This window comes from Actinomadura physcomitrii (assembly GCF_008923205.2).
GTDB classification, from domain to species: Bacteria; Actinomycetota; Actinomycetes; order Streptosporangiales; family Streptosporangiaceae; genus Spirillospora; species Spirillospora physcomitrii.
Genome location: NZ_WBMS02000029.1, coordinates 27,842 through 44,496, shown reverse-complemented (window position 1 = coordinate 44,496; position 16,655 = coordinate 27,842). Strand labels below are relative to the sequence as shown.

General features: G+C 74.4%; 17 protein-coding genes and 1 pseudogene. 9 read left to right on the top strand and 9 right to left on the bottom strand.

Annotated elements, in window-relative coordinates:
- The first annotated feature begins 34 nt into the window (after positions 1-34).
- On the top strand, positions 35-1,423 hold the full coding sequence (gene xylB / locus F8568_RS30640) for a xylulokinase (RefSeq protein ID WP_151597171.1): 1,389 nt from the start codon (positions 35-37) through the stop codon (positions 1,421-1,423).
- Positions 1,424-1,434: 11 nt separating this feature from the next.
- The gene (gene xylA / locus F8568_RS30635) at positions 1,435-2,592 is read left to right on the top strand and encodes a xylose isomerase (protein WP_151597170.1); all 1,158 of its coding nucleotides are present in this window, start codon (positions 1,435-1,437) and stop codon (positions 2,590-2,592) included.
- A 202-nt stretch (positions 2,593-2,794) separates the two neighbouring features.
- Here xylA and F8568_RS30630 read toward each other — a convergent pair whose 3' ends face one another.
- The 4 genes from F8568_RS30630 to F8568_RS30615 are packed head-to-tail and all read right to left on the bottom strand — an operon-like array spanning position 2,795 to position 6,280.
- Positions 2,795-4,012 (bottom strand): ABC transporter permease, encoded by a 1,218-nt coding sequence (locus tag F8568_RS30630; protein ID WP_151597169.1) that lies wholly within the window; start codon positions 4,010-4,012, stop codon positions 2,795-2,797.
- Positions 4,009-4,698 carry an ABC transporter ATP-binding protein gene (locus tag F8568_RS30625; RefSeq protein WP_151597168.1) on the bottom strand — a complete coding sequence of 230 codons (690 nt, stop codon included), beginning with the start codon at positions 4,696-4,698 and terminating at the stop codon, positions 4,009-4,011. Before F8568_RS30625 ends, F8568_RS30630 begins: the two co-directional genes overlap by 4 nt.
- The gene (locus F8568_RS50690) at positions 4,695-5,738 is read right to left on the bottom strand and encodes a peptidoglycan-binding protein (protein WP_151597167.1); all 1,044 of its coding nucleotides are present in this window, start codon (positions 5,736-5,738) and stop codon (positions 4,695-4,697) included. The genes F8568_RS30625 and F8568_RS50690 overlap by 4 nt, the downstream gene beginning before the upstream one ends.
- Positions 5,735-6,280 (bottom strand): hypothetical protein, encoded by a 546-nt coding sequence (locus F8568_RS30615; protein WP_202125550.1) that lies wholly within the window; start codon positions 6,278-6,280, stop codon positions 5,735-5,737. The genes F8568_RS50690 and F8568_RS30615 overlap by 4 nt, the downstream gene beginning before the upstream one ends.
- A 161-nt stretch (positions 6,281-6,441) precedes the next feature.
- Between F8568_RS30615 and F8568_RS30610 the strand changes: the two genes are divergently transcribed.
- From F8568_RS30610 to F8568_RS30590, 5 genes and pseudogenes are all read left to right on the top strand, one after another.
- Positions 6,442-7,098: a response regulator transcription factor gene (locus F8568_RS30610; protein ID WP_151544884.1), complete on the top strand. Its 657-nt coding sequence runs from the start codon at positions 6,442-6,444 to the stop codon at positions 7,096-7,098.
- Positions 7,095-8,399 carry a sensor histidine kinase gene (locus F8568_RS30605; RefSeq protein ID WP_328601097.1) on the top strand — a complete coding sequence of 435 codons (1,305 nt, stop codon included), beginning with the start codon at positions 7,095-7,097 and terminating at the stop codon, positions 8,397-8,399. The genes F8568_RS30610 and F8568_RS30605 overlap by 4 nt, the downstream gene beginning before the upstream one ends.
- Before the next feature lie 12 nt (positions 8,400-8,411).
- Positions 8,412-8,585 (top strand): annotated as a pseudogene (locus tag F8568_RS30600) (response regulator transcription factor); the annotation flags it as partial.
- 116 nt (positions 8,586-8,701) lie between these two features.
- Positions 8,702-8,848: a hypothetical protein gene (locus F8568_RS30595; RefSeq protein WP_160573811.1), complete on the top strand. Its 147-nt coding sequence runs from the start codon at positions 8,702-8,704 to the stop codon at positions 8,846-8,848.
- Positions 8,821-9,087 carry a hypothetical protein gene (locus F8568_RS30590; protein ID WP_151597166.1) on the top strand — a complete coding sequence of 89 codons (267 nt, stop codon included), beginning with the start codon at positions 8,821-8,823 and terminating at the stop codon, positions 9,085-9,087. The genes F8568_RS30595 and F8568_RS30590 overlap by 28 nt, the downstream gene beginning before the upstream one ends.
- 6 nt (positions 9,088-9,093) lie before the next feature.
- Here the strand turns inward: F8568_RS30590 and F8568_RS30585 are convergent, their stop codons facing one another.
- Positions 9,094-9,537 (bottom strand): protein-tyrosine phosphatase family protein, encoded by a 444-nt coding sequence (locus F8568_RS30585; protein ID WP_151597165.1) that lies wholly within the window; start codon positions 9,535-9,537, stop codon positions 9,094-9,096.
- Between the two features lie 100 nt (positions 9,538-9,637).
- Between F8568_RS30585 and F8568_RS30580 the strand changes: the two genes are divergently transcribed.
- The gene (locus tag F8568_RS30580) at positions 9,638-10,147 is read left to right on the top strand and encodes a mycothiol transferase (RefSeq protein WP_151597164.1); all 510 of its coding nucleotides are present in this window, start codon (positions 9,638-9,640) and stop codon (positions 10,145-10,147) included.
- 79 nt (positions 10,148-10,226) lie between these two features.
- On the opposite strand, the gene F8568_RS30575 is transcribed toward F8568_RS30580, so the two are convergent.
- From F8568_RS30575 to F8568_RS30560, 4 genes are all read right to left on the bottom strand, one after another.
- On the bottom strand, positions 10,227-11,444 hold the full coding sequence (locus F8568_RS30575) for a L,D-transpeptidase (protein ID WP_328601096.1): 1,218 nt from the start codon (positions 11,442-11,444) through the stop codon (positions 10,227-10,229).
- Between the two features lie 145 nt (positions 11,445-11,589).
- The gene (locus F8568_RS30570; protein WP_151597162.1) at positions 11,590-12,762 is read right to left on the bottom strand and encodes a L,D-transpeptidase; all 1,173 of its coding nucleotides are present in this window, start codon (positions 12,760-12,762) and stop codon (positions 11,590-11,592) included.
- A 155-nt stretch (positions 12,763-12,917) separates the two neighbouring features.
- Positions 12,918-13,637: a VC0807 family protein gene (locus F8568_RS30565; RefSeq protein WP_236009465.1), complete on the bottom strand. Its 720-nt coding sequence runs from the start codon at positions 13,635-13,637 to the stop codon at positions 12,918-12,920.
- 340 nt (positions 13,638-13,977) lie between these two features.
- On the bottom strand, positions 13,978-14,904 hold the full coding sequence (locus F8568_RS30560; protein ID WP_151597161.1) for a LysR family transcriptional regulator: 927 nt from the start codon (positions 14,902-14,904) through the stop codon (positions 13,978-13,980).
- A 151-nt stretch (positions 14,905-15,055) separates the two neighbouring features.
- Between F8568_RS30560 and F8568_RS30555 the strand changes: the two genes are divergently transcribed.
- Positions 15,056-16,468: a pyridoxal phosphate-dependent aminotransferase gene (locus tag F8568_RS30555; RefSeq protein ID WP_151597160.1), complete on the top strand. Its 1,413-nt coding sequence runs from the start codon at positions 15,056-15,058 to the stop codon at positions 16,466-16,468.
- The last annotated feature ends 187 nt before the right edge of the window (positions 16,469-16,655 follow it).

The window sequence follows — 16,655 nt, the reverse complement described above, 5'->3', positions numbered from 1 at the left end:
TTTTTTAGTCCAAAGTCTTTACGAAAGAGGAGCGATGGCCGAGACCCTGGTGGCGGGCGTCGACTCGTCGACGCAGTCGGCGAAGGTCGTGCTGTGCCGCGCCGAGGACGGCGCCGTCGTCGGGCAGGCGTCGGCGCCGCACCCGGACGGCACCGAATGCCATCCCCGGCACTGGTGGGACGCGCTGGCCGGGATGCGCGACCTGCTGGAACGGGCCGACGCGGTCGCCGTCGCCGCGCAGCAGCACGGCATGGTCGCGGTCGACGGCGGCGGGGAGGTCGTGCGGCCCGCGCTGCTATGGAACGACACCCGCTCCGCGCCGCAGGCCCGCGCGCTGGTCGCCGAGTTCGGCGGCCCGAAGACGTGGGCGGAGCGGACCGGAAGCGTGCCGCTCGCCTCGTTCACCGTCGGCAAGCTGCGCTGGATGGCCGAGCACGAGCCGGGCAACGCCCGCCGCACCGAGCGGGTGATGCTCCCGCACGACTGGCTGACGTGGCGGCTCGGCGCGGCCGAACCGGTCACCGACCGGGGCGACGCGTCCGGCACCGGCTACTGGTCCCCCGCCACCGGCTCCTACCTGCCCGACCTCCTGCGCGCCGCGCTCGGGCACGACGCCGCGCCGCCGCGCGTCGCCGCCCCCGGCGAGGCGGTCGGCGAGACGTCCTGGGGCGCGGTGCTCGGCCCCGGCACCGGCGACAACATGGCCGCCGCGCTCGGCCTCGGCCTGGAGCCCGGCGACGTCGTGGTGTCGATCGGCACGTCCGGAACCGTGTTCGCGGTCGCGGACGTCCCCGCCGCCGACCCGTCCGGCCTGGTCGCCGGGTTCGCCGACGCGACCGGGCGGTTCCTGCCCCTGGTCTGCACGCTGAACGCGGCCCGGATCCTGACGGCCGCCGCGTCCATGACCGGCGCGGGCCTGGACGAGCTGTCGGCGCTCGCGCTCGCCGCCGAACCGGGCGCCGGCGGCCTCACGCTGCTGCCCTACCTCGACGGCGAACGCACCCCCGACCGTCCCGGCGCCACCGGCGTGCTCGCCGGGCTGACCACGTCCAACGCCACCCGCGAGAACATCGCCCGGGCCGCCGTCGAGGCGCTGCTGTGCTCCCTCGCCGACGCCGCCGGCCACCTCGCGGCGCAGGGCGTGACGCCCCGCCGCACCCTGCTCATCGGCGGCGGCGCGCGCTCGGCCGCCGTCCGCGCGCTGGCCCCCGCGATCCTGGGTACGCCGGTCACCGTGCCGGAACCCGCCGAGTACGTCGCGCTCGGCGCCGCCCGCCAGGCGGCCTGGGCGCTGGCCGGGACGCCGGGACCACCGCGCTGGCCCGCGCCGCCCGCCACCGAGCACACCACCGACCGCGCGGCGGACGCGGAGCGGATCCGCGCGCGCTACGCCGCGCTGCGCGACGCCGCCCCGCAGATCTGAGAGGAAGACCCATGAGCGACTACACGCCCGTACCGCAGGACCGGTTCTCGTTCGGCATCTGGACGGTCGGCTGGCAGGGCGTCGACGTGTTCGGCCCCGGCACCCGCCCGCCGATGGCCGCCGACCGCGCCGTCCGCGAGCTCGCAAAGATCGGCGCCTACGGCGTCAACTTCCACGACAACGACGTGTTCGACTTCGACGCCTCGCCCGCCGAGCGCCAGGAGAGGATCGACGCGTTCAAGAAGGCCCTGGACGAGACGGGCCTGGTCGTCACGACCGCGACCACCAACCTGTTCTCCCACCCGATCTTCAAGGACGGCGCGTTCACCGCCAACGACCGCGACGTCCGCCGGTTCGCGCTGCGCAAGGTCATGGACAACCTCGACCTCGCCGCCGAGCTGGGCGCGAAGACCTACGTGTGCTGGGGCGGCCGGGAGGGCGCCGAGTCCGGCGCCGCCAAGGACGTCCGCGCCGCCTTGGACCGTTACAAGGAGGCGTTCGACGTCCTCGGCGACTACGTCGCCGACCAGGGCCACGACCTGCGCTTCGCCATCGAGCCCAAGCCGAACGAGCCCCGCGGCGACATCCTGCTCCCCACCATCGGCCACGCCCTCGCCTTCATCCAGACCCTCGAGCGCTCCGAGAACGTCGGCCTCAACCCCGAGGTCGGCCACGAGGAGATGGCGGGCCTCAACTACGCGCACGGCCTCGCCCAGGCCCTGTGGCAGGGCAAGCTGTTCCACATCGACCTGAACGGCCAGCACGGGCCCCGCTACGACCAGGACCTGCGCTTCGGCGCCGGCAACGCGCGCGGCGCGTTCTGGGTGGTGGACCTCATCGAGCAGTCCGACTACGACGGCCCGATCCACTTCGACTTCAAGCCGCCGCGCACCGAGGACGACGCCGGCGTCTGGGAGTCGGCGAAGGCCTGCATGCGCAACTGGCTGATCCTGCGCGAGAAGGCCCGCGCCTTCCGCGCCGACCCCGAGGTGCAGGAGGCCCTGCGCGCCGCGAAGCTCGACGAGCTGGCCGTCCCCACCCTCGCCGACGGCGAGGACTGGCGCTCCGTCCGCGACGCCTCCCCCGACATCGAAACCCTCGCCGCCCGCGGCGCCGCCTTCGAACGCCTCGACCAACTCGCCCTCGAACACCTCTACGGCGTCCGCTGAGACCCCCGCCCCCGCCCGTGACGGGGAGAGAGTCCCAGGGGGTCGCCCCCCTGGGCAGAGACGGGCGGGCACGCGGAGCGAGTGCAGCGAGCGCAGCGGGCACGCCCGCCGACCGAGAGGCTGTTTCGCCGCGGAGCGCCAGCGGAGCGGGGAAACAGCCTCTCGGTCGTGACGCGGGTTCCAGGGGGTCGCCCCCCTGGATCTACACAGCCCCCAGGGCTTCGGTCGGGGGTAGGCGGGCGGCGCGGATCGCCGGGTAGAGGCCGGCGACGGCGCCGATGAGGAGCGTGGCGAGCACGCCTCCCGCCATCGCCCAGATCGGGACGACCGTCGGCCAGCCCTGCGCCACCGCGAACACGGCGGTGACCGCGGCGCCCAGCGCGACGCCGCCGACGCCGCCGAGCCCGGCGAGCAGCTGCGACTCGGTGAGGAACTGCAGCCGGACCTGGCCGCGGGTCGCGCCGAGTGAGCGGCGCAGCCCGATCTCGGCGCGGCGCTCCAGCACGGAGATCACCATGGTGTTGGCGACGCCGACGCCGCCGACCAGCAGCGCGACGCCGCCGAGGCCGAGCAGCAGCGCGGTGAACGTCGCGTCGGCGGCGTTCTGCGCGGCGAGCGCGTCGGAGGGGCGGCTGACCTCGACCTCGGTGGGCGACTGCGGGTTGGCGGTCGCGGCGAGCAGGTTCTGCGCCTTCTCCACCGCGTCCTTGCGGGCGCGGGCGTAGACGGTGGTGGGGTGGCCGTCGAAGCCGAGGTGGGTCGCGGCGGCGTCCCAGCCGACCAGGGCGGCGCTGTCGAGCTCCGGGGCGAGCTGGTTCGGGTTCAGGATCCCGACGACGGTGAACCACTGCGCGCCGAGCCAGACCTGGACGCCGGGCGCGGAGACGCCGAGCGCCTGCGCCGCGTCGGCGCCGATGACGACGGCCGGGTAGCGGGCGGTGCCCGCGTTCAGCCAGGTTCCCGCGGCCATGGTGAGGCCGATGGTGCGGGGCAGGTCCAGCCGCGCGGCGAGCACCGAGATGCCGCCGGTCTGGCCTTCGGGTATGTGGTCGTTGCGGTAGACGTCGGTGTCCTCGAGCTTGCCGGTGGCGGACGCCGACTCGACGTCGGCCATCCGCCCGACCATGCCGGTGGACTCCTCGGGCAGCTCGCTGTTGCCGCCGAACAGGTCCTTGCCGGGCGCCACGGTCAGCAGGTTCGTGCCGAGGCGGTCCAGGGTGGCCTGGAGCTGCGCGCGGCTGGAGGTGGAGATCCCGACCACCGCGATCATGGCGGCGATGCCGATCGCGATGCCGAGGGCCGACAGGAACACCCGCAGCGGGCGGGCGCGGAGCCCGGCGGCGCCGACGCGCAGGACGTCGGGCGGGGTGAGCCGGGCGGGGGTGTAGCCGCTCCTGGCGTGCGGTGCGGCGGGCGTCATCGCGCGGCCTCCAGTCCGGCGTCGTCGTGGACGATCCGCCCGTCGCGCATCCGCACCTGCCGGGGCAGTGACGCGGCGATGTCGCGGTCGTGGGTGATGACGACGACGGTGGTGCCGCCGCCCGCCAGCTCGCGCAGCAGGCCGAGGACGCCGGCGCCGGACGCCGAGTCCAGCGCGCCGGTCGGCTCGTCGGCCAGCAGGATCGCCGGTTCGCCGACGACGGCGCGGGCGATGGCGACGCGCTGCCGCTCGCCGCCGGACAGCTGGTGCGGCCGGTGGTCGAGGCGGTGCCCGAGGCCGACGCGTTCGAGTGCGAGCCGGGCCCGCCGGCGCCGCTGCGCGAGCGGCACGCCCCCGTAGAGCAGGCCGTCGGCGACGTTGTCGAGCGCGGCGACGCCGGCCGCGAGGTGGAAGTGCTGGAAGACGAACCCGATGCGGCGGGCCCGCAGCGCCGACAGCCGGCGGTCGGTCATCGCGGACGCGTCGCGCCCCTCGACGAGCACGGTGCCGGCGCTCGGCCGGTCGAGCGTGCCGAGCAGGTGCAGCATGGTGGACTTGCCGGAGCCGGACGGCCCCGCGATCGCGACGAGCTCGCCCGCCCCGACGGTGACCGACACCCGGTCCAGCGCGGTGACGCCGCCAGGGTAGGTCTTGGTGACCTCGCGCAGTTCGACGACGGGTGTCACGAGGGGACCCCCACCTTCATGCCCTCGGCCAGCCCGGATCCGGAGACCTCGACCTTCCCGCCGGCGAACACGCCGGTCTCGACGGAGACCGTGCGGACCGCGCCGTTCTGGACGACCTGCACCGCGTAGCCGCCGTCGCCCTGCGCGAGGAGCGCGGCGACGGGCACGGCGAGGACGCCGGGGTGCCGGCCGGCGATCAGGTTCACACTGACGGGCGCCTTGTCGTAGGAGCCGAGCGACTGCCGGCCGCTGACGGCGATGGTCAGGTGGACGGTGGTCGGGTCGTCGCCGTGCCCCTGCTCGGCGACCTTCCCGACGGAGGTGATGACGCCCTGCGCGGTGCGGTCGTCGGGCAGGACGATCTCGACCTTGGCGCCGGTCTTGGCGAGCCGCTGGTACTGGACGTCCAGGTCGACGCCGACCACGCGGGTGGTGCCGGTGCGGGTGAGGACGGGGCCGCCGAGCTTGTCGCCGACCTGCGCCTTGTGGTCGGCGACGCGGATCCTGCCGGGCGCGACCACCACGGACCCCGGTTCGACCTTGCCGGTCTCGTCGACGCCGAGGTCGTCCTGCCAGCGCTCGACGGCGTCGGCGGTGGCGGAGCTGTAGGTCTTGTCGACGGTGAACCCGGTGTAGCCGAGGGCGGCGAGGTTCTTCTCGAACTGCAGGACGTCGGTGCCCTTCGTGCCGTCGGAGAGGGTCCGGTAGAGGGGCAGCTTCCCGTACAGCAGCGGCACGGGCTTGTTGTCGACCTTGTACACCGGGCGCCCGCGGGTGATCACGGCGCCTTCCCCGGCCAGCCAGGTGAGCGTGCCGCGCCCCTGGGCGGACACGGTGCGGGACGTGCCGTAGCCGAGCGTCCCGTCGACCTTCTGGGTCTCGACGAGCGTGGTGCGCTCGACCGGCGCCGTCGCGGGCGGCAGCGCGCCGTGCCGGGCGGACGGCCCGTCGCCGCCGCCCAGCCCGGCGGCGGCGAGCCCGGCGCCGCCGACGACCACCACGCCGGCCGCGCCGAGCACGGCCGTGCGCCTCCGGCTCACTCTCCGCCCCCGGCGGAGAACCTCGTGTCGCCCTTGCCGCCGCCCGGCTGGTACTTCTGGCACGCCTTCTCGGCGGCCTTGAAGGTCTGGCTCTGCGGGTCGATCCCCGTGCCCTTGCCGGCCTGCAGCAGCATGCCGCCGTCCGGCTTCGGGTCCGGGAAGGCGGTGATGCCGTGGTCGCGCATGCACTTGGAGAAGGCGCGCAACTTGGCCAGGTCCGCCGCGGACGGCTTGCTGGGCTTCCCGCCGTTCGGCATGAGGTGGGCGCACTTCTTCTGCGCCGCCTGGACGGTGGAGTCGGTGGTCCCCGGGCCGCCGCCGGACGGTTTGGCGCTCACCTTGATCGAGACCCGGCCGTCCTTCGGGTCCTCCATGTCGACGCCGTTGTCGCGCATGCACTGCGCGAACTTGCGCATCTTGGCCTCGTCGCTCGCCTTCTGGGAGGCGGCGCCGGTCCCGCCGCCGTCCTTCCCGCCGCAGCCCTGGAGGCCCAGGGCGAGGGCGGGGAGCAGGGCCAGCATCGCGAGCTTGTTCCGTTTCATCGGTCGGTCTCCTCCGGACCGCCGGGCGGACGCCGGCGGTGCCCGCAAGTCCACCGGCCGCCGGGTAACCCCGCCGTAACCGGATCTCGTTACGCCGGCGTTACGCCCGATGCCGGAGGCTGGGCGCCGGACAGGTCACGGGCTGGGCGGAGGACTGCACGGTGCGCGTATTGGTCGCCGAGGACGAGCGGATGCTCGCCGACTCGATCGCCGAGGGCCTGCGGGCGGAGGCGCTGGCGGTGGACGTGGTGTACGACGGGGACGCGGCGCTGGAGCGGCTCGGCGTCAACGACTACGACGTCCTGGTCCTGGACCGGGACCTGCCGGTGGTGCACGGCGACGATGTGTGCCGCGCGGTCGTGGACTCGGGGGCGCTGGTGCGGGTGCTGATGCTGACGGCCGCCGCGGCCGTTCCGGCGCGGGTCGACGGGCTGCGGATCGGCGCGGACGACTACCTGACCAAGCCGTTCGCGTTCGAGGAGCTGGTGGCGCGGATCCTCGCGCTCGGCCGGCGGGCCCGCCCGGCGGCGCCGCCCGCGCTGGAGCGCGCGGGCATCCGGCTCGACCCGTCCCGCCAGGAGGTCGTGCGGGACGGCCGGTACGTGCGGCTGGCGCGCAAGGAGTTCGGGCTGCTCGCCGAGCTGATGCGCGCCGACGGGACGATCGTGTCGGCGGAGCGGCTGCTGGAGAAGGTGTGGGACGAGCACACCGACCCGTTCACCAACACGGTGCGGGTGACGCTGATGAAGCTGCGCCGCAAGCTCGGTGAGCCGCAGGTCATCGAGACCGTGCCGGGAGCGGGGTACCGGATCCCGTGACGAGTCTCGCCGAACGCGTCCGCCCCACCATCCGGATGCGCCTCACCCTGCTGTACACCGGCCTGTTCCTCGGCGCCGGCATCGTCCTGCTCGGGCTGACGTACCTGCTGGTGGAGAACAACCTCGCCCAGCACTCCGGCGCCATGGAGCTCAGCAGGTCCGGGCCGAGCGGGGCCGAGGACCGGGTGTTCGCGCAGGCGCCCGTCGGCGCCGCCGCCCCCGGCACCACCGAGTCGCTGACGCCGAACCAGGTGCAGGGCGTGCTGGTGAAGGCCAAGCGCGACTACAAGGACGACACGCTGAACGCGCTGCTGACGCAGGGCGGGATCGCGCTCGGGCTGGTCGGCGCGGCCGGGCTCGGGTTCGGCTGGCTGCTGGCGGACCGGGCGCTGCGGCCCGTCCACAAGATCACCGAGACGGCGGGGCGGGTGGCGCGCAGCCACGACCTCACCGAGCGGATCGGCTACGAGGGGCCCCGCGACGACGTCAAGGAGCTGGCGGACGCGTTCGACACCATGCTCGGCCGGCTCGCCCGCGCGTTCGACGGGCAGCGGCGGTTCGTCGCGAACGCCTCGCACGAGCTGCGCACGCCGCTCGCGATCAACCGGACGCTGGTGGACGTCGCGGTCCGCCGCCCGGACGCGACCGACGACGTCAAGCGGCTCGGCGAGTCGCTGCTGGTCGTCAACACCCGGCACGAGCGGCTGATCGACGGGCTGCTCACGCTCGCCGGGACGGAGAACACCGAGGCCGGCACCGACCCGCTGGACCTGGCGGACGTCGCCGGGCACGTCCTGGACCAGGCGGCGGCGGAGGCCCGCGCGCGCGGCGTCACCCCGGACCGGCGGCTCGGCCCCGCGCCCACCTCCGGCGACCCGGTCCTGGTGGAGCGGCTCGTGCAGAACCTCGTGGAGAACGCGATCCGGCACAACCACGAGGGCGGCGAGCTGTGGGTGTCGACGCGCGGCCGGGACGGCCGGGCGGAGGTGCGGGTCGCCAACACCGGGCCCGCGGTGCCGGCCTACGAGATCGAGACGATCTTCGAGCCGTTCCGCCGGCTCGGCAACGACCGGGTGCGCTCGGACCGGGGGTCGGGCCTCGGCCTGTCGATCGTCCGCGCGATCGCGGGCGCGCACGGCGGGACGGTGACGGCCGAGCCGCGTCCCGGCGGGGGCCTGGTCGTCACCGTCCGGCTGCCGTCCCGCGTCCCGGCCGCGTTGGCGGCGCACAGCGACGGGCGGCCGCTCCAGCCGGCCCGTCCCGTCCGCGGGGACGAGGCGGCGCATCACCCGCGCGAGTGAGGCGCGCCACGGGTGGCGCGGGGCCGCTCCAACGCGGAGATCGCCGAGGCGATGGTCATCAGCGAGCACACCGTCAAGACGCACGTCAGCCACGTGCTGGACAAGCTCGGGCTGCGGGACCGGGTGCAGGCGGTCGTGTTCGCCTACGAGTCGGGGCTGGTCGTCCCCGGCGGCCCGGCCGACTGAGGCGCGGCGGGCGCCCGCCGCCGCGCCGACCGAGGCGGCCCGGGCCCAGGGAGTGAGGCGCGAGCTCCCTCGTCCGGGCGACGCGGCGGCGGGCCCGCGGGGCCGACGCTCGGTCCATGACCGTCATCGTCTCGACGCTGCTGTCGTCCGTCCTGCTGCTGTTCGGCACCGGGCTGCATCCCGTGGTCGCGCTCACCTGGCTCGGGCCGCTGCCCGTCCTGTGGCTCGCGCCGCGGTGGCGGCGCCGCACGGCGCGTGGCTGAGCCTGGCCTACACGCAGGCGGACGTCCCGCCGGTCGTGCAGCTCGCGTCGCTGACCGGGCCGTGGGGGATCACGTTCCTCGTCATGGGCGTCCCGGCCGCCCTGGCGGCGGCCGGCGCGCCCGGCGCCGCGGGGCGGTTCGCCCGGCTCTGCGCGCTGCTCGTCGCCGGGCCGTCCGCGGCGAGCCTCATGTACCGCAGGCGCACGGCGGACGCGACCGCTGACCCGGTCGCGGCTTAGCCCGCGCTACTCCTGCGGGAAGCGCAGCACCCAGCGCCGCTGCCAGGGCGTTTCGACCGCCTTGCGGTGGTAGTTCGCGCGCGTCCAGGCGACGGCGCGGTCGGCCGGCACCCCGGACAGCACGGCCAGGCAGGCGATCACCGTGCCCGTGCGGCCGACACCGCCGCCGCAGGCGACCTCGACCCGCTCGCCGGCGGCGGCCCGCGCGTGCAGGTCGCGGATCAGCGCGACGGCGCCCTCCCGGTCGCGGGGCAGCAGGAAGTCCGGCCAGTCGATCCAGGCGTGCGGCCAGTCCAGCGACGCGTCGTGGCGGGAGCGGAGCCGGCCCGAACCGAGGTACAGGCCGTAGCCGGGCGCGGGGCCGCCCGGCGCGGGCCGCCGCAGCCCCCGGCCCCTGACGAGCAGGCCGCCCGGCAGTTCGGTCGCGTCTTCGAGGCGTGTGCTCACCATCGCCCCATCCTGGCGCGGTCCCGCCGCGCCCCATCCGCCCCTCCGCTTTGAGCGGACACCTTCCGCCACAAGCGGACGCGCGCGGGGTAGCGTCGGAGAAATGACCAGTGCGGAACTGCTCACCGATGCCTTCGACCGGATCCAGGAGGTCGTCCGCGACGCCGTCGACGGCCTCACCCCGGACCAGCTCTCCCTGCGCCCCGACGCCGAGGCCAATCCCATCGCCTGGCTCGTCTGGCATCTCACCCGCGTGCAGGACGACCACATCGCCGACGCCGCGGGCAGCGAGCAGGTGTGGACGTCCGCCGGCTGGGCGGACCGGTTCGCGCTGCCGCTCGCCCCGTCCGAGACCGGCTACGGCCACGACCCCGACCAGGTCGCGGCCGTCCGCGTCGGCTCCGCGGACCTGCTCACCGGCTACCACGACGCCGTGCACGACCGGACCGTCGAGTACGTCGGCACGCTCACCGGCAAGGACTTCGAACGGATCGTCGACACGGCCTGGGATCCGCCCGTCACGCTCGCGGTGCGGCTGATCAGCGTGATCTCCGACGACCTCCAGCACGCCGGGCAGGCCGCCTACGTCCGGGGCCTGATCGAGCGCGCCTGAGACGCGGGGCGGCGCCCGGAAAGCGCGGGCGGCGCCCCCTTGACGGGGAGCGCCGCCTCGGCGCGTCGCGCGCGGGCCGTCAGCCGGTGGTGACGGTGCGGTCCAGGGCGCTGCCCTTCACCCACTTCTTCCAGGACATCTGGTAGTAGCCCCAGCCGTTGTCCGGCTCCAGCTTGCGGCTGGTGCCGGTGATGATCACCGGGTCGCCGCGGTAGGAGAAGTGGTAGAACCAGCGGGCGGCGGCGGGCGGGGAGTTCACGCAACCGTGGCTGACGTTCTGGTGGCCCTGCGCCCACACCGTCGAGGCCATCGAGTGGATGTACTCGCCGCTGTTGGAGATCCGCACCGCGAACGGGATGACCTCCTTGTAGCCGCCCGGCTCGTCCGGCTTCACGCCCATCCACTCCGACGTCATGATCGCCGGATTCTCCTTGCCCATGGTCAGGTGGATGCCGCTGGTGGTGGCGTAGGTGTCCACCCCGTTGACCACGCGGCCGCCGCGGCCCGCGCTGATCGGCCAGCTCTTCACCTTCTTGCCGTTCTTGGTGACGGTCAGGTGGTGGGTCTTGGTGCTCGCCTTGATGATGTGCGCGTCGCCGATGCTGAACTTGCGGGTGAAGTCGCTCGTCCCGTAGGTCTTCTTGCCCGACTTCACGCCCGCCAGCTTCGCGGTGAAGGTGACCTTCTGGTTGGGCTCCCAGTAGTGGCCGTTCTCCGTCCGGAAGATGACCTGCGTGTCGCCGACCCAGCGCCAGGCGCCGGTCGCGGGCTTGGTCGACTTCACCTCCAGCGCGCGCTCGACCGCCTTCTTGTCGCCGACCGCCCGGTTGAAGGTGACGATGATCGGCATCCCAACGCCGACCTTCTCCCCCTTGGTCGGCGAGACGTCGCTGATGTCCAGCTCGTTGGCCGCCTTCAGCGTCGTGAACGTGGAGGTGACGGTGGCCGACTTGCCCTTGGGGCTGACGGCGACCGCGGACACCTGGTACTTCGAGCCGGGGACCAGCGTGCGCGACTTCCAGCTCTTCTTGTCGGCCGCCATCGCGCCGTCCACCGGCTTGCCCTTGCGGGTGACGGTGACCTGCTGCAGCGTGCCGCCGGCCGCCGTGACGGTGACGCCGTGCTCCGGCGCGGCCTTCCCGTTGCCGTTGCCGGGGTCGATCGTCACCTGCGGGACGGCGGCGTCGCCCTTCTCGCCGACCGGGACGCCGTGCTCCTTCTCGCCGCCCGAGCAGGCGGTCGTGAGGAGCAGTACGGCCCCCGCCATCCCCGCACCGGCCCGGACACCCGCGGACACCCTCCGCTGCACCTCAAACCTCCAGAACCCCGCCGTCTATCCCAGTGACATTAGCGACAAAATCCGGCGATCACGCCATGACCCGCGGTTTTGGCGGCAGTCCGAGATCAAAGCGTTGCAAGTGGACACGGTCCGTAGCGCGCGGTCAGGCAAGGGCGCTGCCCTCCTTCCACTTCGCGAACGGCAGCTGCCAGAAGCTCCAGCCGTTGTCCCACTCGACCGCGCGGTCGGAGCCGGTGAGATCGAGCACGTCGCCGCGCTGGGCGATGCCGTAGAACCACTGGGCGTCGGACGGGCTGACGTTCAGGCAGCCGTGGCTGACGTTCGCCGACCCCTGCGACCCCACCGACCAGGGCGCCGAGTGGACGTACTCGCCGCTGTCGGAGAAGCGCACCGCGAAGTCGACGACCTCCTGGTAGTAGCCCGGGTCGCCGGGCTGCCGGCCGGGCGAGGTCATCGTGACCGGGTTGCCCTTGTCCATCAGCAGGTGGACGCCGCTGGTGGTGGTGAACTCCCGCGTCTGGCCGTTGCCTGCGCTGAACGGGACCGTCCGCAGCTTGCGGCCGTCCCGCGTCACCGTCATGTGGTGGCCGCCGATGTCGCCGGTGGTGACCTGCGCGGCCCCGATGGTGATCGTCTCGGCGGCGTCCGCGGCCCCGTAGACGCCGCCTCCGGCGTTAACGCCCGCGAGGTCGGCGCGGAACCGGACGTTCTGGTGCGGCTGCCAGTACGTCTTCGTGCGGTAGACGACCTGGTCGGACCCGATCCACCGCCAGGCGCCCTCGACCGGCTTGTCCGCGGTGACGTGCAGGGCCTTCTCCACCGCGGCCTTGTCTGCGACCGGGCGGTCGAAGTGCAGGATGATCGGCATCCCGACGCCGACCTTCTCGCCCGGCAGGCTCGGCGTGACGTCGCTGATCGACAGGGTCCGGGCCGGCGTCAGCACGGTGAACGAGCTGGTCACGGTGCGGAGCTTCCCTCCGCTCTTCGCCTGCGCGGTGACGGTGTAGGACGCGCCGGGCGTCATGGTCCGGGTGGACGACCAGGACTTGCGGTTCCCGGCGAGCTCGCCGGTGACGGCCGAGCCCTTGTTCCCCTGGACGGTCACCTTCGCCAGCTTTCCGCCGGACGCCTTCACCCGGATCGGCGCGTCCGGCGCGACCCGCTGGGTCCCGCTCGCCGGCGTGATCGTCACCGTGGTGTCGGACTCGCCCGCCGACAGCACCCCCGTGCCGCCGATGCCGCACCCGGCCGCGAGCAGCGCCACCGCGCCCGCTCCCCCGAACGCCGCCGCTGCCGACCGCCCCTTGATCGCCACGAAACTCCCCCAAGTCCCAAGACTCACCCGTCTTCGGTGAATGCCCGTACAAAGGGAGATGGCCCAGGGGCCGGAAAAGTTCGCGCCGGAGTGGGGGAATCGCAGCTCAGGGCGTGCGGAGAGCGGCCGGGACGCCGGTCAGGGCAGGGCGCCGGTCAGGCCGCGGCGGCGGGCTCGCGGTTCACGTGCCGCAGGAGCCGCTTGAAGCCCAGCACCGAGACGGCGACGCCCAGCGCGCCGAGCCCGGCGACCATGCCGGTGCGCAGCCACAGGTAGGTGCCGAGCGACTCGTTGAACAGCATCCAGAGGCTGAGCGCGACGTTGACGAACAGCACCATCGACCACAGCAGCGAGATGCGCAGGAAGAACTGGTGCACCTTGTCGTGCCGGAAGAACGCCTCGGGGATCGGCACCATGTCGCGGGCGAGCTTCATCGCCAGCGGCCGGCCGAGCGGGACGGAGGCGAGGAAGGCCATGCTGACCATCAGCGTGCCGAGCGTCGGCTGCAGGAAGTAGACGACGGCGCTGTGCGTGGCCGCCGCCAGGGCCGCCCGCACGGTCACGCCGACCGCGGCCAGCAGCAGCATCCCGGAGACGGGGTGCCCGCGCAGGTAGCGGAAGATGATGCCCCCGTACACCCAGGCGACCGCCGCGGCGAGCGCGCCGTTCAGCCCCAGCATCGCCAGCGCGGCGTAGAACACCGCGACAGGCGCGACCACCCCCTCGGCGAAGCGCGGGAGCGCGTGCAGCAGCAGCGCCCGGATCCGCGGCAGTTCGAAGTGGTGGTGCCCGCCGCCCTCGGCGACCACGGCCAGGGCCGTCGCGCCGGAGGGCCCGGCCGCCATGACGGCCGGCGTCGTCGCTGGTGGTTCCATCGAGTGCAGCGCTCCCCGATCGGTGTGCAAGGACTGGTGCACGGCCCGTTGTACGGCCCTGTGCACGGTTTGGGTGTGCATGCTCTGGGTGTGCATGGCCTGGGTCGGCGTCGCGATTCGCACCACCGTACGTGATGATCCGCTCGCGTCCGTCCGTTTTGACGAACCTGGAGGGGTCCGTGTTCCGACCCGTCCGCCGGTCTGCTGTCTCATCTGCGACTTCCCGCCAGAGAGCGATCTATTGAGCCGTTTTGTCTGTTAGTTCGGATTTATCCGGCTCTTGGTGCGGGCCGTGCGCGGAACCGGCCGGATGCGGCCACGCCCGCGATCACCCCCGCGATCACGCCGGCGGGGCCGCGGGCTGGGCGTCGCGGGCCGCCGCGTAGATCGCGCGCAGCGTCACCGCCACCGACGGGCGCCGCACGCTCGCCCGCCGCGTCACCGCGTACACCTCCCTGGCCAGCGTGCATTCGGGGATCCGGCGCACCGCCACGCCCTGGTCGCCGGCGGCCAGCGCCAGCGCGGGCACGGCGGTGATGCCGATCCCCCGCGCCACCAGGCTGAGGATCGTGTGCAGGCCCTCGAACTCCCAGGGCACGGGCCGGGCGCCGCCGACGGTGTCCAGCAGCCGCTCGACGGCCTGCCGGGACGGCTCGCCCGGCGGCGCCGCCATCCACGGCTCCTCCCGCAGCTGCTGCAGGTCCACCGGGCGGTCCGGGTCCGACATCGGGTGCCCGGCCGGGACGACCAGGACGAGCGGGTCGCGGCGCAGGTGGAAGAACTCCAGCACCGCCGGGGACTGGTCGGGGACCTTGCCCGTCCAGTCGTCGATCAGCGCGATGTCGACCTCGCCGTTCTGCACCTGGCGGACGCCGTCGCCCGGGCGGGTCTGCCGCAGCACGAAGGTCAGGCCGGGGTGGGCGCCCAGGCTGTGCGCCAGCGCGGGGGCGAACGCGACGGCCGCGGTCGGGAACGCCGTGACCACCACCCGGCCCGTGGGGGTGTCGGCCTGCGCGGACAGCTCCGCCTCCGCGGTCTCCACCAGGCTCAGGATCTCCTCGGCCCGGGCGGCGAGGCGCCGCCCGGCGTCGGTCAGCTCCGCGCTGCGGGCCGTCCGGTCGAGCAGCGGGACGTGCGCCTCCCGCTCCAGCGCGGCCAGCTGCTGGGACACGGCCGACGGCGTGTAGCCGAGGGCGGCGGCGGTCGCGGCGATGCTGCCGCGGCGGGCGAATTCGGCGAGCAGCCGCAGGCGGCGCACTTCCAGCATCAGTCCAGCTTACGGTCACCATCGCCGAGACTCGCTTGTGATGATGCTGAAAGCGGGAAAGCATGAAACGAGCCCGGCCGGGTCACTCAGGGGGATCCTTCCGCCACCCACCGTTATGCAGTCATGCCCTCATGCCTTTCTTGGAGCGTCGATGCATGCCCAGAACCCGCCCGCGCACGACCGCCCGGCCGGCCGCCCGTCCCTTCCCTCCGACACCTCCGATCCCTCCGATCCGCGCGCGGCGTCCGGCCCGGCCCGGCCGGTGTCGTTCGCGCCGCGCGCCGTCCCGCTGTCGCCGACCCTCGCGGTGAACGAGGCGCTCGCCCGCAAGCGCCGCGAAGGCGTACGGGTGCTGCCGCTCGGGTTCGGCGAGGCCGGCATCCCGATCCACCCCGCGCTGACCCGCGAGCTCGCCGCCGCCGCTCCGCGCGGCGGTTACGGGCCGGTCGCCGGGTCGGCCGCCCTGCACGCCGCGGCCGCCGGGTACTGGGCGCGGCGGGGGCTGCCCACCGACCCGTCCGCCGTGGTGTGCGGGCCCGGCAGCAAGCCGCTGCTGTTCGCGCTGCTGATGGCGATCGGCGGTGACGCGGTGGTGCCCGCGCCGAGCTGGGTGAGCTACGCCGCGCAGGCGCCGCTGGCCGGGGTGCGGCCGATCCGGGTGGCGACGCCGCCGGGCGAGGGCGGGGTGCCGAGACCCGCGCTGCTCGCCGACGCGGTGGTGCGCGCGCGGGCCGCCGGGCGGACCGTCCGGACCGTGATCGTGACGCTGCCGGACAACCCGACCGGCACGCTCGCCTCCGAGCGGACCGTCCGGCGGCTCTGCGCCGCCGCGCGCGACCTCGACCTCGTGATCGTCTCCGACGAGATCTACCGCGACCTGGTGCACGACCGGGACCGCGCCGTGCCGAGCCCCGCCCGCTTCGCGCCCGAGCGGACCGTGGTGACGACCGCGCTGAGCAAGAGCCTGGCAGCCGGCGGCTGGCGGCTCGGGGTGGCGCGGCTGCCGGACGGCCCGTTCGGCGCCGCGCTGCGCTCCGCCGTGCTCGGCATCGCCAGCGAGATCTGGTCGAGCGCGCCCGCCCCGGTGCAGCACGCCGCCGCGTACGCCTTCGCCGAGCCGCCGGAGCTGGTCGAGCACGTCGACCGCAGCCGGCGGCTGCACGCGGCGGTCACGCGGGCGGTCGCGGCCCGGTTCGCCGCCGCGGGCGCCCGGGTGCCGGCCCCGCAGGGCGCGTTCTACGTCTACCCCGACCTCGGCCCGCTCCGGGACGCGCTGCGCTCCGGGCACGGGGTGCGGACGTCGGCGGACCTGTCGGGGCTGCTCCTCGAGCGGTACGGGGTGGGGGTGCTGCCCGGAAGCTCGTTCGGCGAGCCGGCCGAGGCGCTGCGCCTGCGGGTCGCGCCGAGCCTGCTGTACGGGGAGACCGACGAGCAGCGGCTCGCCGCGCTCGCCTCCCCCGACCCGGCGGCGCTGCCCTGGATCGCCGCCGGCCTGGACCGCCTCTCCGAGGTGCTCGCCGATCTCCGGGAGAGCGCGCGGGCGGGGCAGGCGGCGCTCGCCTGACGCGCTCCGCGTCCGCGCCGCGGAAAGGGACGCGGCCCTCTCCTAAGCGCTGGGAGGACGGCGCATGGGAGTGGGCGGCGCGAGAACAGGCGCGGGAACGCGGCGCAAGGAGGCGGCGGGGGGGGGGGGGGGGGGCCCCCCCCCCCCCCCCCCCCCCACCGGGGGGGGGGGCGGGGTGGGGGGGGGG

Excerpts from the sequence above, each read along its gene's own strand:
- xylB (WP_151597171.1), top strand. The coding sequence starts at position 35 with ATGGCCGAGACCCTGGTGGCGGGCGTCGACTCGTCGACGCAGTCGGCG.
- xylA (WP_151597170.1), top strand. The coding sequence starts at position 1,435 with ATGAGCGACTACACGCCCGTACCGCAGGACCGGTTCTCGTTCGGCATC.
- F8568_RS30630 (WP_151597169.1), bottom strand. The coding sequence starts at position 4,012 with ATGACGCCCGCCGCACCGCACGCCAGGAGCGGCTACACCCCCGCCCGG.
- F8568_RS30615 (WP_202125550.1), bottom strand. The coding sequence starts at position 6,280 with ATGAAACGGAACAAGCTCGCGATGCTGGCCCTGCTCCCCGCCCTCGCC.
- F8568_RS30595 (WP_160573811.1), top strand. The coding sequence starts at position 8,702 with ATGACCGTCATCGTCTCGACGCTGCTGTCGTCCGTCCTGCTGCTGTTC.
- F8568_RS30585 (WP_151597165.1), bottom strand. The coding sequence starts at position 9,537 with ATGGTGAGCACACGCCTCGAAGACGCGACCGAACTGCCGGGCGGCCTG.
- F8568_RS30580 (WP_151597164.1), top strand. The coding sequence starts at position 9,638 with ATGACCAGTGCGGAACTGCTCACCGATGCCTTCGACCGGATCCAGGAG.
- F8568_RS30565 (WP_236009465.1), bottom strand. The coding sequence starts at position 13,637 with ATGGAACCACCAGCGACGACGCCGGCCGTCATGGCGGCCGGGCCCTCC.
- F8568_RS30560 (WP_151597161.1), bottom strand. The coding sequence starts at position 14,904 with ATGCTGGAAGTGCGCCGCCTGCGGCTGCTCGCCGAATTCGCCCGCCGC.
- F8568_RS30555 (WP_151597160.1), top strand. The coding sequence starts at position 15,056 with ATGCATGCCCAGAACCCGCCCGCGCACGACCGCCCGGCCGGCCGCCCG.